Below are 15,333 nucleotides of genomic sequence, written 5' to 3' on the forward strand. Positions count from 1 at the left end.
GTCCCGCCCCGTCCGTCAGAAGGGACCGCCGTGGGAATCCTGGACGCCCTGTTCGGCCGCACCAAGCCCGTCAAGCCCGACCTCGACCAGCTGTTCGGCATCCCCTCGGCCGCGCTCACCCTGGAGGCCGGCGCCGGGTTCCTGCCCACCGGGCTCGGCTCGGTGTGCTTCGCGGCGGTCGAGGGCGCCGCGTTCGTCCAGGTGGAGCAGCAGGTGCGGGCGCTGCTGGACGCCGACACCGAGCGCGGCGGCGTCCCGGTGGAGGCCTCCAAGGACGGTTACGGCTACTCGTGGCTGCTCGCCCGGCACTCCTCCGGGGAGTTGCCGGAGCTGGTGAACGACCTGCACGCGGTCAACAGCGAGCTGGAGGCGAACGGCTTCGGGCCGCAGCTGCTGTGCTCGCTGGTGGCCTTCCGTCGAGATGAGGGGGGCCGGAACGGTGAGGGGCAGTCGCTGGCGCTGGTCTACCTGTACAAGCGCGGCACCTTCTACCCGTTCGCGCCGATGCCCGGCGGCGGGGAGCGTCGCAACAGCCCGCTGGAGCTCCAGATCAACGCGATGCTGGCGAACGACCTGCGGCTGGAGAAGGACCTCGGCCGCTGGTTCCCGGTGTGGGGCGCGCCCGGGCTCTGACGGGCCGTCCGTAGACTCGCCGGTATGCGCAGCCGCCGGTACGGACCCGACCTGACCCCGCCGTGGAAGAAGCAGGTGCCCGCCCCTGAGGTGCCCGCCGAGCGGGACCTGGTGGTCGAGGAGGCGGCGACGGGCTTCTGCGGGGCGGTGGTGCGCTGCGAGAAGACGGCGGAGGGCTTCACCGTCACCCTGGAGGACCGTTTCGGCAAGCAGCGGGTGTTCCCGATGGTGGCGCGCGGCTTCCTGCTGGAGGGCAGGACCGTCACCCTGGTCCGCCCGACGGGCCCCGCCCCCGTCCGCGCCCCGGCGCGTACCGCCTCCGGCTCGGTCGCCGTCCCCGGCGCCCGAGCCCGGGTGGCGCGCGAGTCCCGCGTCTACGTCGAGGGCCGGCACGACGCCGAGCTCATCGAGCGGGTCTGGGGCGAGGACCTGCGGATCGAGGGCGTCGTGGTCGAGTACCTGGAGGGCGTCGACGACCTGCCCGCGATCGTCGCCGACTTCGCCCCCGCCCCCGGCCGCCGCCTCGGCGTCCTGGTCGACCACCTGCTCCCCGGCACCAAGGAGCACCGCATCGCAGCCCAGGTCACCGGCCCCCACGTGCTGGTCGTCGGCCACCCCTACATCGACATCTGGCAGGCCGTGAAGCCCGCCTCCGTGGGCATCCCCGCCTGGCCGGCGGTCCCCCGCGGCGAGGTGTGGAAGGAGGGCGTCTGCCGCCGCCTGGGCTGGCCGGTGGACCCCCCGGCCGCCTGGAAGCACATCCTCTCGAAGGTGGACACCTACAAGGACCTGGAGCCCGAACTCCTCGGACGGGTGGAAGAGTTGATCGACTTCGTCACCATCCCGGGTCAGGCGTAGGGCTGGAACGCCGTGGTGTCGAGCACGATGCCCGGCAGGTCGTCAACGAACCTCAGTCCACCAGCTCACGCACGACCGCATCTGCGAGCAGCCGGCCCCGGAGGGTGAGGGTGGCGCGGCCCTGCTCGTACGTGTCGGGGGCGAGGAGGCCGCCGGCCAGGGCTTCCTCGGCGGCCTTGCGGGCGGTGTCGGTGAGGAGGCCGAGCGGGATGCCCTCGGCGAGGCGCAGCTCGAGGAGGATGCGCTCGACGCGGCGGTCCTCGGCGGTGAGGACCTCGCGGGCCAAGGCCGGGGTGCGGCCCTCGGCGAGGGCCTGCGCGTAGGCGGCGGGGTGCTTGGCGTTCCACCAGCGGACGCCGCCGACGTGGCTGTGGGCCCCGGGGCCGGCGCCCCACCAGTCTGCGCCGGTCCAGTACAGCTCGTTGTGGCGGCAGCGGCCCTCGGGGGTGGTGGCCCAGTTGGAGACCTCGTACCAGTGGTAGCCGGCGGCGGCGAGCGCCTCCTCGGCGATCAGGTAGCGGTCGGCGTGGACGTCGTCGTCGATCATCGGGAGCTCGCCGCGCTTGACGCGGGCGGCGAGGCGGGTGCCCTCCTCGACGATCAGCGAGTAGGCGGAGACGTGATCCGGCCCGGCACCGATGGCGGCGTCCAGGGAGGCCCGCCAGTCGTCGTCCGACTCGCCGGGGGTGCCGTAGATCAGGTCGAGGTTGACGTGCTCGAAGCCGGCCGCGCGGGCCTCGGCCACGCAGGCCTCGGGGCGGCCCGGGGTGTGGTGGCGGTCGAGCAGCCGCAGCACGTGCGGGCGGGCGCTCTGCATGCCGAAGGAGATCCGGTTGTAGCCGCCCTCGCGCAGCTCGGCGAGGTAGGCCGGGCCGACGGACTCCGGGTTGGCCTCGGTGGTCACCTCGGCACCCTCGGCGAGCCCGAACTCCTCGCGGATCGCGGCGAGCATCCGCACCAGGTCGCGGGCGGGCAGCAGCGTCGGGGTGCCGCCGCCGAGGAAGACCGTCTGCACCGGGAGCTCCGCGTCGCCCAGGACGCGCCGGGCGAGCCGGATCTCCGCGATCACGTTGTCCGCGTAGGTCTCCTGCGAGGCGACCGCCCCCGAGGAACGGAGCTCGGTGGCGGTGTACGTGTTGAAGTCGCAGTAGCCGCAGCGGCTCGCGCAGTACGGCACGTGCAGGTAGAAGCCGAACGGCCGCGTCCCGAGCCCGTCGAGGGCGTGCGCGGGCAGGGAACCATCGGACGGCACCGGATCGCCGTCGGGGAGTGCGGAGGGCATGACCCCATTGTCCCGTACGGCCCGGGCGTTCTCCGCGGGCCGTACGGGACCGGGGCGGCTCAGGCCTCGTTGGCCCCCGCGTACATCGCGGTCACGGCGTCCGCGTAGGTCCGCTCGACCACCGGGCGCTTGATCTTCAGGCTCGGGGTGAGCTCGCCGTGCTCGATGTCGAGGTCGCGCGGCAGCAGGTGGAACTTCTTGATCGTCTGCCAGCGCTGGAGGTCGCCGTTGAGCTTCTTCACGAAGCCCTCGATCAGCCCGTGCACCTGCGGGTCGGCCGTCACCTCGGCGTAGGACTTGCCGGCCAGGCCGTGCTCGGCGGCCCACGGCATGATCACGGCCTCGTCCAGGCCGATCAGCGCGGTGCAGTAGTTGCGGCCGTTGCCGATCACCAGGATGTTGCTGACGAACGGGCACACCGCCTTGAACTTGCCCTCGACCTCGCTCGGCGCGACGTACTTGCCGCCGGAGGTCTTGAACAGGTCCTTCTTGCGGTCGGTGATCCGCAGGAAGCCGTCGGCGCTGAGCTCGCCGATGTCCTCGGTGTGGAACCAGCCGTCCGGCTCCAGCACCTCGGCGGTCTTCTCCGGCAGGTTGTGGTAGCCGCGCATGACGCCCGGGCCGCGCAGCAGGATCTCGCCGTCCTCGGCGATCCGCACCTCGGTGCCCGGCAGCGCGCGGCCGACGGTGCCGATCCGCACGTCCTCCTTGCGGTTGACGCACGAACCGGCGCTGGTCTCGCTCAGGCCGTAGCCCTCCAGGATCGGCACGCCGGCGCCGAGGAAGAAGTAGCCGATCTCGGGAGCCAGCGCCGCACTGCCGGAGACGGCGCCGCGCAGGCGCCCGCCGAACGCGGCGCGGATCTTCGCGTACACCAGCTTGTCGGCGACCGCGTGCTGCGCCCGCAGGGCGAACGGCGCGCCGTCCACCCCGGTGGCGATCCGGTTCTCCTGGACGACGCGGGCGTACTCGCGGGCCACCCCGGCCGCCCAGCGGAAGATCTTGTACTTCGCGCCGCCCTCGGCCCGAGCCCGCCCGGCGATGCCGTTGTAGACCTTCTCGAAGATGCGCGGCGCGGACGCCATGACGGTCGGCCGGATGGCCGGCAGGTTGTGGATGATCCGGTCGACCCGGCCGTCCACCGCCATCACGTGGCCGGTGGCGATCTGGCCCGAGATCAGCGTCTTGCCGAACACGTGCGACAGCGGCAGCCACATGAACTGGACGTCGTCCGGGCCGAGCAGCCCGCTCGCCTCCTGGGCGCGGGCCTCGTACGCCCAGCAGTCGTGCACCAGGCGCACGCCCTTGGGGCGGCCGGTGGTGCCCGAGGTGTAGATCAGGGTGGCCAACTGCTCCTTGTCGAGCGCGGCCACCGCCTTCTCGACGGCGTCCGGGTGCTCCTCCAGGTACGCGGCGCCGCGCTGCTCCAGCTCGGCCAGCGTGATCACGTCGAGCCCGGCGGTCTCCGGCGCCCCGGCGGGGGCGTCGAACAGGATGACGGTGCGCAGCTCGGGCAGCTCCGCGATCCGCTCGACGGCCTTGGCCAGCTGGGCGGCGTTCTCCGCGAACATCGCCCGGCAGCCGGAGTCGGACAGGATGAAGGCCGTCTCGTCGGCGTTGGTGCTCGGGTAGACGGTCGTGGTGGCCGCGCCCGCGCACATGTTGCCGAGGTCGGCGACGATCCACTCCAGGCGGGTCGAGGAGGCCAGGGCGACCCGGTCCTCGGCCTGGATGCCGAGCGCCATCAGGCCGGCGGCCACGGCCTTGACCCGGACGGCGGTCTGCGCCCAGGTGAGCGAACGCCACTGCTCGGCGCCCGGCGCGCTGTCGGCGGCCTGCTCGTCGACCGGCGCCGGGTAGCGGTAGGCCTCGGCGTCGGGGGTCAGGGCGACCCGCTCCAGGAACAGGTGGGCGACGGAGGCGGGACGCCCGGCGACGATGTCGGCACTGCCGGAGTCGATCAGGGACTGCGCGGAACTCAACGAGGACCTCCGGGGGCGGGTGGCCGTCTGAGGGATTGTCGCGGCTCCCGTGGGGGCGGTCGCCGGGCCCCCGTCACACGTGTGGTACCGGCGAGTAACAAGAGGGCAATCAGCAGCCTAGGGGGAAACCGGTCATTCCGTAAGGGGGTCTACCCGGCAGGCACCCCGCCACCCCCTCGGTGCCCGGCCGACGCCACCCCCGCGAACCCCCCAACCCGGCCCGCCAGGCGGTTCGGCAAAGGACTGGACAAACCTCACGTCCGGGCCGGGGGAATCGTCTGTACGAGTGCACGAAGGAACGAGAATTGGGATGCGAATCCACCCGTCGACGACAAGAGTGTGCAAGTGCTGATCAGACTGCTCAGGGCGTACCTGCGCCCGTACTCCCGACCGATCGCCCTGCTGGTCGTCCTCCAGCTCGTATCGACCCTCGCGGCGCTCTACCTGCCCACTCTCAACGCCGACATCATCGACAGCGGCGTCGTCAAGGGCGACACCGGCTACATCCTCAGGGTCGGCGCCGTCATGATCGGCGTCACCCTCGTCCAGGCGCTCTGCTCGATCGGCGCCGTCTACTACGGCGCGCGCACCGCCATGGCCTTCGGACGGGACGTCCGCGCCGCCGTCTTCGACCGCGTCCAGAGCTTCTCCGCCCGCGAGGTCGGCCAGTTCGGCGCCCCCTCCCTGATCACCCGCACCACCAACGACGTCCAGCAGGTCCAGATGCTGGCCCTGATGAGCTTCACCCTCATGGTCGCCGCGCCGATCATGTGCGTCGGCGGCATCATCATGGCCCTCAACCAGGACGTCCCGCTGTCCGGCCTGCTGCTCGCCGTCATCCCCCTCCTCGGCACCGTCGTCATCCTGCTCGTCCGCGCGCTGCGCCCCAAGTTCCGCAGCATGCAGGAGAAGATCGACACGGTGAACCGCGTCCTGCGCGAGCAGATCACCGGCATCCGCGTCATCCGCGCCTTCGTCAAGGACGGCCACGAGCAGGCCCGCTTCGGCGGGGCCAACGGCGACCTCACCGACGTCGCGCTCCAGGTCGGCCGGCTGATGGCGTTCATGTTCCCGGCCGTCATGCTCGTCGTGAACGTCTCCAGCGTCGCCGTCCTGTGGTTCGGCGCCCACCGCATCGACAGCGGCGGCATGGAGATCGGCGCCCTCACCGCCTTCCTCTCCTACCTGATGCAGATCCTCATGAGCGTCATGATGGCCACCTTCATGTTCATGATGGTGCCGCGCGCCGAGGTCTGCGCCGAACGCGTCCAGGAGGTCCTCGGCACCTCCTCCAGCGTCGTGCCGCCCGCCGCGCCCGTCACCGAGGTCCTGCGCCGCGGCAACCTCGAACTGCGCGACGTCGACTTCCGCTACCCCGGCGCCGAGGCCCCCGTGCTCCGCGGCATCGCCATCACCGCCCGCCCCGGCGAGACCACCGCCGTCATCGGCTCCACCGGCAGCGGCAAGTCCACCCTGCTCGGCCTCGTCCCCCGGCTCTTCGACGCCACCGGCGGACAGGTCCTGCTCGACGGCGTCGACGTCCGCGAACTCGCCCCCGAGACGATCGCCGAGAGCGTCGGCCTCGTCCCCCAGAAGCCCTACCTGTTCACCGGCACCGTCGCCAGCAACCTGCGCTACGGCCGGCCCGACGCCACCGACGAGGAACTGTGGCACGCCCTCGACGTCGCCCAGGCCAAGGACTTCGTCGAGAAGCTCCCCGAAGGCCTCGACGCCCCCATCGCCCAGGGCGGCAGCAACGTCTCCGGCGGCCAGCGCCAGCGCCTGGCCATCGCCCGCGCCCTCGTGCGCAAGCCCGACGTCTACCTCTTCGACGACTCCTTCTCCGCGCTCGACTACGCCACCGACGCCCGGCTGCGCAAGGCCCTCTCCCACGAGACCTCCGACGCCACCGTCCTGATCGTCGCCCAGCGCGTCTCCACCATCCGCGACGCCGACCGCATCATCGTCCTCGACGAGGGCGCCGTCGTCGGCAGCGGCACCCACCACGAGCTCATGGCCGACAACCCGACCTACCGGGAGATCGTCCTGTCCCAGCTCACCGAGCAGGAGGCGGCGTGACCACCCCCCGCAAGCCCAGCGCCCCCCAGCCCGCCGGGAAGCCCGCCGGCAAGGCCGCCACGGCCGGACTCCCCAGCGACTCCCAGGCCGCCGCCGCCCGCCGCGGGCCGGCCGGCCCCGGCCGCTTCATGGGCGGCCAGGGCACCGAGAAGTCCATGGACTTCAAGGGCTCCAGCCGGCGCCTGCTCGGCCTGCTGCGCCCCGAACGCCCCCTGCTCGCCGCCGTCCTCGGCCTCGGCGTGCTCAGCATCGGCTGCGCCGTCACCGGCCCCAAGGTCCTCGGCAACGCCACCGACCTGATCTTCGCCGGCGTCGTCGGCGCCCGCTTCGCCCCCGGCGTCTCCAAGGCCGAAGCCGTCGAGGGCCTGCGCGCCCACGGCCAGGGCGGCATCGCCGACCTGCTCTCCTCCGTCGACTTCACCCCCGGCCAGGGCATGGACTTCGGCGCCATCGGCACCGTCCTGCTCTGGGTGCTCGCGATCTACGTCGCCTCCGCCCTGTTCGGCATCGTCCAGGGCCGCCTCGCCACCAAGGCCATCCAGCGGGCCGGCTACCGGCTGCGCCAGGACGTCGAGGCCAAACTCTCCCGCCTGCCGCTGAGCTACTTCGACAAGCAGCCGCGCGGGGAGGTCCTCAGCCGGGTCACCAACGACATCGACAACATCAGCCAGTCGATGCAGCAGACCCTCGGACAGGTCGTCAACTCGCTGCTCACCGTCGTCGGCGTGCTCGCGATGATGTTCTGGATCTCCCCGCTGCTCGCGACGATCGCGCTGGTGTCCGTCCCCCTGTCGGTGGTCGTCGCCGCCAAGGTCGGCAAGCGGGCGCAGCCGCAGTTCGTCCAGCAGTGGGCCTCCACCGGCAAGCTGAACGCCCACATCGAGGAGATGTACACCGGGCACGCCCTGGTCAAGGTCTTCGGCCGGCAGCGCGAGTCCGCCGAGACCTTCGCCGAGCACAACGAGGCGCTGTTCGCCTCCAGCTTCCGCGCCCAGTTCATCTCCGGCATCATCCAGCCCGCGATGATGCTCATCGGCAACCTGCAGTACGTGCTCGTCGCCGTCGTCGGCGGCCTGCGGGTCGCCAGCGGCGCGCTGTCCATCGGCGACGTGCAGGCGTTCATCCAGTACTCGCGGCAGTTCAGCCAGCCCCTCACCCAGGTCGCCAGCATGGCCAACCTCGTGCAGTCCGGCGTCGCCTCCGCCGAGCGCGTCTTCGAACTCCTCGACGCGCCCGAGCAGACCCCCGAACCGGCCATGCCCGAGAAGCCCGACGTCGTCCACGGCCGGGTCGCCTTCCACGACGTGTCCTTCCGCTACGACCCCGCCAAGCCCCTCATCGAGGACCTCTCGCTCAAGGTCGAACCCGGCCAGACCGTCGCCATCGTCGGCCCCACCGGTGCCGGCAAGACCACCCTCGTCAACCTGCTGATGCGCTTCTACGAGGTCAGCGGCGGGCGGATCACCCTCGACGGGGTCGACATCTCCTCGATGTCCCGCGAGGACCTGCGCTCCGGCATCGGCATGGTGCTCCAGGACACCTGGCTGTTCGGCGGCAGCATCGCCGACAACATCGCCTACGGCGCCCAGGGCGCCACCCGCGAACAGGTCGTCGAGGCCGCCAAGGCCGCCCACGTCGACCGCTTCGTGCGCACCCTGCCGGACGGCTACGACACCGTCATCGACGACGACGGCACCGGCGTCAGCGCGGGCGAGAAGCAGCTCATCACCATCGCCCGGGCCTTCCTCGCCCAGCCGTCCATCCTCGTCCTCGACGAGGCGACCAGCTCCGTCGACACCCGCACCGAGGTGCTCATCCAGCGGGCCATGGCCCGGCTGCGCACCGGGCGCACCAGCTTCGTCATCGCGCACCGGCTCTCCACCATCCGGGACGCCGACGTGATCCTCGTGATGGAGAACGGCTCGATCGTCGAGCAGGGCTCGCACGACGAGCTGATCTCCGCCCGCGGCGCGTACGCGCGGCTGTACCAGGCGCAGTTCGCGGAGGCCGTGGCCGAGGTGGACTGACCGGCGGTCACGTCCGGGCCGGGGCCGGGCTCCTGGGGTTCCAGGAGTCCGGCCCCGGCCCGTCGCTTTCCCCGGCCCATCGCGTTGCCGGCCTTCGTTTCGGCCGTGCGGAGCGCTACCTTGGGCCCGTGATCGACGAGCAGGCCCCGGACGCGTTCGAGGCGAACCGACGCTACCTGGGCTCGGTCGCCTACCGGCTGCTCGGCACGTTCACCGACGCCGAGGACGTCCTCCAGGAGGCCTGGCTGCGCTGGCGCGCCACCGACCGCGCCGCCATCGCCGACCCACGCGCCTTCCTCACCACCGTGGTCACCCGGCTCTGTTACGACCAGCTCGGCTCCGCCCGGGCCCGCCGCGAGTCCTACACCGGCGAGTGGCTGCCCGAGCCGTCCGTCACCTACGCGAGCGCCCCCGACTCCCCCGCCGACCCCGCCGACCTCGCCGAGCGCGGCGAGTCCGTCTCGCTCGCGCTGCTCGCCGTCCTGGAACAGCTCACCCCCGCCGAGCGGGCCGCGTTCGTACTGCACGACGTCTTCGCGGTCGGCTTCGACGAGATCGCCTCGTCCCTGGACCGCACCCCCGACGCCGCCCGCCAGCTCGCCTCCCGGGCCCGCCGCCGGGTCCGCGACGGCGGCCGCCGCGCGAGCGCCGACCGGGCCGAACACCGGCGCGCCGTCGCGGCGTTCGCGGCCGCCGCGCTCGGCGGCGACCTCCAGGCACTGCTGGCCGTCCTCGACCCGGACGTGGTCTGGACCGCCGACGGCGGCGGCATCGTCCGCGCCGCCGCCCGCCCGGTCCGCGGCGCCGACAAGGTCACCCGCCTGATCGCCGGCTCGGTCGCGAAGTGGTTCGCGCCGGAGTTGCGCCTCGCCCTCGCCGAGGTCAACGGCGAGCCCGGCATGGTCTGGTACGACTCGACCACCGGCACCGTCGCGGGCGTGCTGGCGTTCACCGTCGCCGACGGCCTGATCACCGGGACGTACGTCGTGGTCAACCCCGAGAAGCTCACCCACATCGCCCCCTTCGAAGGCTGAACGCCGGGACGTGACGGCCGGCACGCGGGCGTGACGCAGGTCACTGTCACACTCCGCCGCGCCGCGCCGTCCCCTTGCCGTACCGCGCTGCACGACAGCGCAAGCTCGCAAGGAGGCGGACGAGATGAGCAGCAGCACCACCACCGAGAAGCGGATCGTCGTCCTGGGCGCCGGCTACGCCGGACTCAGCACCGCCAAGGGCGCCGGCCGTCACCACGCCGTCACCCTCGTCGCGCCCGAGGAACGGCTCCTCCACCGGGTCCGCCAGCACGAGACGGCGGCCGGCCACGGGCGGGACTGGCCCGCCATCGGAGAACTCGCGCGCGGCCGGCGCATCGAGCACCGCCGCGCCAGGGCCGCCGAACTCGACCTCGACGGCCACAAGGTCCTGCTCGACGACGGCACCACCCTCGGCTACGACACCCTCGTCCACGCCCTCGGCAGCCGCACCGCCTGGCACGACGTCCCCGGCGCCGCCGAACACGCCTACGCCGCCGAGCGCGCCGCCGAACTCGACCGCCGCCTGCGCGGCACCGACCGACCCGGCACCCTCGCCGTCGTCGGCGGCGGCGCCACCGGCATCGAGCTCGCCACCGAACTCGCCGAGGCCCACCCCCGGTGGCAGGTGCGGATCGTCGCGACCGGCCGGGTCGGCGGCATCTACTCCCCCAAGGCCCGCGCCCACGTCCTGCGCGTCCTCGACCGGCTCGGCGTGGCCGTCCACGAGGGCGCCACCGTCACCGAGGTCACCCCCACCGGGCTGCACACCACCGCCGGCCCCGTCGACGCCGACATCACCGTCTGGGCCGCCTCGATGGAGCCGCACCCACTGGCCGCCGCGGCCGGACTGGCCGTCGACGACCGCGGCCGGGCCCTGGTCGACGAGTACCTCCGGTCGGTGTCCCACCCCGACGTCCACGTCGTCGGCGACGCCGCCGCGGTGACCGTCCCCGGCACCGGCACCCTGCGGATGGGCTGCGCCACCGCGCTGCCGATGGGCCAGTACGTGGGCAAGCTGCTCGACGGGCGCACGGACAAGCCCTTCGCCTACAAGTACGTCGCGCAGTGCCTGAGCCTCGGCCGACAGGACGGGCTGCTCCAGCTGGTCCGCGGGGACGACTCGATGCGGCCCACCGTGCTCACCGGGACGGCCGGGCGGCTGGCCAAGGCCGCGATCGTCGCCGGGGTGCTCGCGGCGCTCAAGTAGACCTCCGGGGACGCGGAAGGGCCCGGAGCGCGATCGCTCCGGGCCCTTCCGCCGCCACTACGCCGTCGGGTACTTCTTTTCGCTACTTCTTTTCCGCTACTTCTTTTCCTTCGGCGCCTCGGCGTCGGTGGACAGCGCGGCGATGAAGGCCTCCTGCGGGACCTCCACGCGGCCGACCATCTTCATCCGCTTCTTGCCTTCCTTCTGCTTCTCCAGCAGCTTGCGCTTGCGCGAGATGTCACCGCCGTAGCACTTGGCGAGGACGTCCTTGCGGATCGCGCGGACCGTCTCGCGGGCGATCACCCGAGAGCCGATGGCCGCCTGGATCGGCACCTCGAACTGCTGGCGGGGGATGAGCTTCTGCAGCTTGCCCGCCATCATCACGCCGTAGTTGTAGGCCTTGTCCTTGTGCACGATCGCGGAGAACGCGTCGACCGCGTCGCCGTGCAGCAGGATGTCGACCTTGACCAGGTTGGCGCTCTGCTCGCCGATGGGCTCGTAGTCGAGGGAGGCGTAGCCCCGGGTCTTGGACTTCAGCTGGTCGAAGAAGTCGAAGACGATCTCCGCGAGGGGCAGGGTGTAGCGCAGCTCGACCCGGTCCTCGGAGAGGTAGTCCATGCCCTGGAGGTTGCCCCGGCGGGACTGGCACAGCTCCATGATCGCGCCGACGAACTCGTTGGGCGCGAGGATCGTGCCGCGCACGACCGGCTCGTACACCTCGGCGATCTTGCCGCTCGGGAACTCGCTCGGGTTGGTGACGGTGTGCTCGGTGCCGTCCTCCATGATCACCCGGTAGACCACGTTCGGGGCGGTGGAGATCAGGTCGAGGTTGAACTCGCGCTCCAGACGCTCCCGGATGATCTCCAGGTGCAGCAGGCCGAGGAAGCCGCAGCGGTAGCCGAAGCCGAGCGCGACCGAGGTCTCCGGCTCGTACACCAGGGCGGCGTCGTTCAGGCGCAGCTTGTCCAGGGCGTCGCGCAGCAGCGGGTAGTCCGAGCCGTCCAGCGGGTAGAGGCCGGAGAACACCATCGGGCGCGGGTCCTTGTAGCCGCCGAGCGGCTCGGTGGCGCCCTTGTTCATGGAGGTGATCGTGTCACCGACCTTGGACTGCCGGACGTCCTTCACACCGGTGATGATGTAGCCCACCTCGCCGACGCCGAGGCCGTCGGCGACCTTCGGCTCGGGCGAGATGACGCCGATCTCCAGCAGCTCGTGGGTCGCGCCGGTGGACATCATCGCGATGCGCTCGCGCTTGGTGAGCTGGCCGTCCACGACACGGACGTAGGTGACCACGCCGCGGTAGGAGTCGTACACCGAGTCGAAGATCATCGCGCGGGCCGGGGCGTCCTTGACGCCGACCGGGGCCGGGATGGTGTTGACGATGTGGTCCAGCAGGTCCTCGACGCCCAGACCGGTCTTGGCGCTGACCTGGAGCACGTCGGAGGGGTCGCAGCCGATGATGTGCGCGATCTCGGCGGCGTACTTCTCCGGCTGGGCGGCCGGCAGGTCGATCTTGTTGAGCACCGGGATGATCGTGAGGTCGTTCTCCAGCGCCAGGTACAGGTTGGCGAGGGTCTGCGCCTCGATGCCCTGGGCCGCGTCGACCACCAGGACGGTGCCCTCGCACGCGGCGAGGGACCGGGACACCTCGTACGTGAAGTCCACGTGGCCGGGGGTGTCGATCATGTTGAGGATGTGCGTCGACCCGGCGTTCGGCCCGGTCTTCGGCGCCCACGGGAGGCGGACCGCCTGCGACTTGATGGTGATGCCGCGCTCACGCTCGATGTCCATGCGGTCGAGGTACTGGGCGCGCATCTGCCGCGGGTCGACGACGCCGGTGATCTGCAGCATCCGGTCTGCGAGCGTCGACTTGCCGTGGTCGATGTGGGCGATGATGCAGAAGTTGCGGATCAGCGCCGGGTCGGTACGGCTGGGCTCTGGCACATTGCTGGGGGTCGCGGGCACCTTGGTCCGATTCTCCGTTGGTCCGGGGCCGGGGGCGTCCGGGTCATCGCTGACCCGCTTCCCGGGGGACCGGACAGTCTCGTCCGATCGAAATAGTTCCTCCCATCTTCCCACGACCCCGGCGCGGGCCGCCGTTCGGTCCGGCCGGGTCGTTCGTGGGGGTGCGGAACCGGCCTTCTCTCCTCGCTCCGGAGGCGGCAGGATGGCGTCCCGTGATCCTGGAAAGCGCCCTGCTCGACGTCCTGCCCGGCCGGGAGGACGAGTTCCTCGCCGCCTTCGCCGAGGCCCGCCCGCTGATCGCCGTCCAGCGCGGCTTCCGCTCGCTGCAACTGCGGCGCTGCCTCGACGAGGGGCGCGGCTCGCGCTTCCTGCTCCAGGTCGAGTGGGAGACCCTCGCCGACCACACCGAGGGCTTCCGCGGCTCCGCCGAGTACGAACGCTGGCGGGAGCTGCTGCACCGCTTCTACCGGCCGTTCCCGGAGGTCGAGCACTACGGGGAGCCGGTCCTCGACGCGTAGCTCGGCGCGCAGCTCGGCGCACAGCGGGTCGGGGCGCGGCGCCCCGCCGGTCCTTGCCGCACCCCGCCGCCGGGGCGGCGCCACGGCCGGTTTGGGGCGGGCGGCGGGCCCCTGGTAGCGTAGTCAGCTGCACCTGGGCTCGGCATGCCCTCTCAGCTGGTCCGACGGCCCGAAGGTGCAACCCGTTCAATACCTTTCAGACAAGACTGAGGCTCCTTCGTGGCGAACATCAAGTCCCAGATCAAGCGCAACAAGACCAACGAGAAGGCGCGCCTGCGCAACAAGGCCGTCAAGTCCTCGCTGAAGACCGCTCTGCGCAAGGCCCGTGAGGCCGCTGCCGCCGGCGAGACCGAGAAGGCCGTCGTGCTGGCCCGCGCCGCCTCCAAGGCGCTGGACAAGGCCGTGAGCAAGGGCGTCATCCACGCCAACCAGGCCGCCAACAAGAAGTCGGCCATCACCAAGCGCGTCAACACCGCCGCCCAGGCCTGACGCCCCCGGGGGCCTCTGGTGCCCCCAACGCCGCAGGGTGACCCGGCCCTCTACCCGGACCCCTGAGGCGCGCGAGACTCGCACCGCACGCGGCCTGCGTTCGCCACGCGGGTGCGGTGCACACAGCACTACGGCAGGCGCCGTGACCATCCTCTTTCCAGAGGCCGGTCACGGCGCCTGCCGCGTTGTGCCGATGCGTGCGGTGGGAGTGGCGCAGGACGGGGGAGCTTGAGGCTCCCCCGGCCGCGCTCCGCCTCAGTACGACGTCCGGCTGCCCGCCCGGGCCGCGCGGGCCACCGCGACCACCGCGCGCTCCAAGGCGAAGGCCGGATCGTCGGAACCGCCCTTGACCGCGGCGTCCGCCTGCGCGATCGCCGTCAGCGCGGCGGCCACGCCGTCGCCCGTCCAGCCGCGCATCTGCTGGCGGACCCGGTCGACCTTCCACGGCGGCATGCCCAGCTCACGCGCCAGGTCCCCCGGGCGCATGTTCCGCCCGGCGCTCGCCAACCGCCCGATGCTGCGCACGCCGGACGCCAGCGCGTAGGTGATGCCCGTCGGCGGCTGTCCGACCGCCAGCGCCCAGCGCAACCGCTCCAGCGCCTCCGCGGCGCGGCCGGTGACGGCCAGGTCCGCGACCTCGAAGCCGGTGGCCTCGGCCCGGCCGCTGTAGTAGCGGGCCACGACGCTCTCGTCGATCGTGCCCTCGACGTCCGAGGTGAGCTGGCTGCACGCGGCCGCCAGCTCGCGCAGGTCGCTGCCGAGCGCGTCCAGGAGGGCCTGGCAGGCCTCCGGCGTCGCGGAGCGCCCCAGCGTGCGGAACTCGCCCTTGACGAAGGCCAGCCGCTCGCTCGCCTTCGCCAGTTTGGCGCAGGCCACCTCCCGGCCGCCCGCCTTGCGCCCCGCGTCCAGCAGGCCCTTGCCCTTGGCGCCGCCCGCGTGCACCAGCACCATGATCACTTCTTCGGCCGGGGCCTCGATGTACGCCTTGACCTCCTTGACGGAGTCGGCGGAGAGGTCCTGCGCGGCCCTGACCACGATCACCTTGCGCTCGGCGAACAGCGACGGCGTCGTCAGCTCGGCCAGGCTGCCGGGCTGGAGCCCCCCGGGCGGGAGGTCCCGCACGTCGGTGTCCGGATCCGCCGCCTTCGCCGCCGCCACCACCTGGGCGACCGCGCGGTCGAGCAGCAGCTCCTCCTGTCCGACCGCGAGGGTCAGCGGGGCGAGCAGGTCGTCGGGTGCACTCTTCCTGGCCATCCCCA

The 15,333-nt window shown here is 72.1% G+C and carries 12 protein-coding genes; 8 read left to right on the plus strand and 4 right to left on the minus strand.

Annotated features, from left to right (window positions below):
• Positions 1-30 precede the first annotated feature (30 nt).
• Both pspAB and PUR71_RS34245 read left to right on the plus strand, forming a co-directional pair.
• Entirely contained in the window at positions 31-633 is a 603-nt protein-coding gene (gene pspAB / locus PUR71_RS34240; RefSeq protein WP_329931113.1) for a PspA-associated protein PspAB, read from the plus strand.
• Between the two features lie 24 nt (positions 634-657).
• Positions 658-1,491, plus strand: a complete 834-nt coding sequence (locus tag PUR71_RS34245) for a DUF3097 domain-containing protein (protein ID WP_329931114.1) — start codon at positions 658-660, stop codon at positions 1,489-1,491.
• Between the two features lie 52 nt (positions 1,492-1,543).
• Here PUR71_RS34245 and hemW read toward each other — a convergent pair whose 3' ends face one another.
• Both hemW and PUR71_RS34255 read right to left on the minus strand, forming a co-directional pair.
• The gene (gene hemW / locus PUR71_RS34250; RefSeq protein ID WP_329931115.1) at positions 1,544-2,773 is read right to left on the minus strand and encodes a radical SAM family heme chaperone HemW; all 1,230 of its coding nucleotides are present in this window, start codon (positions 2,771-2,773) and stop codon (positions 1,544-1,546) included.
• A gap of 59 nt (positions 2,774-2,832) precedes the next feature.
• Positions 2,833-4,755 (minus strand): AMP-dependent synthetase/ligase, encoded by a 1,923-nt coding sequence (locus PUR71_RS34255; RefSeq protein WP_329931116.1) that lies wholly within the window; start codon positions 4,753-4,755, stop codon positions 2,833-2,835.
• Positions 4,756-5,100: 345 nt separating this feature from the next.
• On the opposite strand from PUR71_RS34255, the gene PUR71_RS34260 reads away from it, so the two are divergent.
• The 4 genes from PUR71_RS34260 (at position 5,101) to PUR71_RS34275 (ending at position 11,102) form a co-directional block, all read left to right on the plus strand.
• The gene (locus PUR71_RS34260; RefSeq protein WP_329931117.1) at positions 5,101-6,834 is read left to right on the plus strand and encodes an ABC transporter ATP-binding protein; all 1,734 of its coding nucleotides are present in this window, start codon (positions 5,101-5,103) and stop codon (positions 6,832-6,834) included.
• Between the two features lie 128 nt (positions 6,835-6,962).
• Entirely contained in the window at positions 6,963-8,861 is a 1,899-nt protein-coding gene (locus PUR71_RS34265) for an ABC transporter ATP-binding protein (protein WP_329931215.1), read from the plus strand.
• 131 nt (positions 8,862-8,992) lie between these two features.
• Positions 8,993-9,895 carry an RNA polymerase sigma factor SigJ gene (gene sigJ / locus PUR71_RS34270; RefSeq protein ID WP_443077676.1) on the plus strand — a complete coding sequence of 301 codons (903 nt, stop codon included), beginning with the start codon at positions 8,993-8,995 and terminating at the stop codon, positions 9,893-9,895.
• A gap of 124 nt (positions 9,896-10,019) precedes the next feature.
• Positions 10,020-11,102 carry an NAD(P)/FAD-dependent oxidoreductase gene (locus PUR71_RS34275; protein ID WP_329931119.1) on the plus strand — a complete coding sequence of 361 codons (1,083 nt, stop codon included), beginning with the start codon at positions 10,020-10,022 and terminating at the stop codon, positions 11,100-11,102.
• A gap of 96 nt (positions 11,103-11,198) precedes the next feature.
• Here the strand turns inward: PUR71_RS34275 and lepA are convergent, their stop codons facing one another.
• Positions 11,199-13,067: a translation elongation factor 4 gene (gene lepA, locus PUR71_RS34280; RefSeq protein ID WP_329931120.1), complete on the minus strand. Its 1,869-nt coding sequence runs from the start codon at positions 13,065-13,067 to the stop codon at positions 11,199-11,201.
• Between the two features lie 212 nt (positions 13,068-13,279).
• Here lepA and PUR71_RS34285 point away from each other — a divergent pair, with 212 nt between their 5' ends.
• Positions 13,280-13,585, plus strand: a complete 306-nt coding sequence (locus PUR71_RS34285) for an antibiotic biosynthesis monooxygenase family protein (protein ID WP_329931121.1) — start codon at positions 13,280-13,282, stop codon at positions 13,583-13,585.
• Between the two features lie 219 nt (positions 13,586-13,804).
• The gene (gene rpsT, locus PUR71_RS34290) at positions 13,805-14,074 is read left to right on the plus strand and encodes a 30S ribosomal protein S20 (protein ID WP_329931122.1); all 270 of its coding nucleotides are present in this window, start codon (positions 13,805-13,807) and stop codon (positions 14,072-14,074) included.
• A gap of 255 nt (positions 14,075-14,329) precedes the next feature.
• Here rpsT and holA read toward each other — a convergent pair whose 3' ends face one another.
• Positions 14,330-15,328 carry a DNA polymerase III subunit delta gene (gene holA / locus PUR71_RS34295; RefSeq protein ID WP_329931123.1) on the minus strand — a complete coding sequence of 333 codons (999 nt, stop codon included), beginning with the start codon at positions 15,326-15,328 and terminating at the stop codon, positions 14,330-14,332.
• Positions 15,329-15,333 lie beyond the last annotated feature (5 nt).

This window comes from Streptomyces sp. SP17BM10 (genome assembly GCF_036322405.1).
In the GTDB taxonomy this organism is placed as follows: Bacteria; Actinomycetota; Actinomycetes; order Streptomycetales; family Streptomycetaceae; genus Kitasatospora.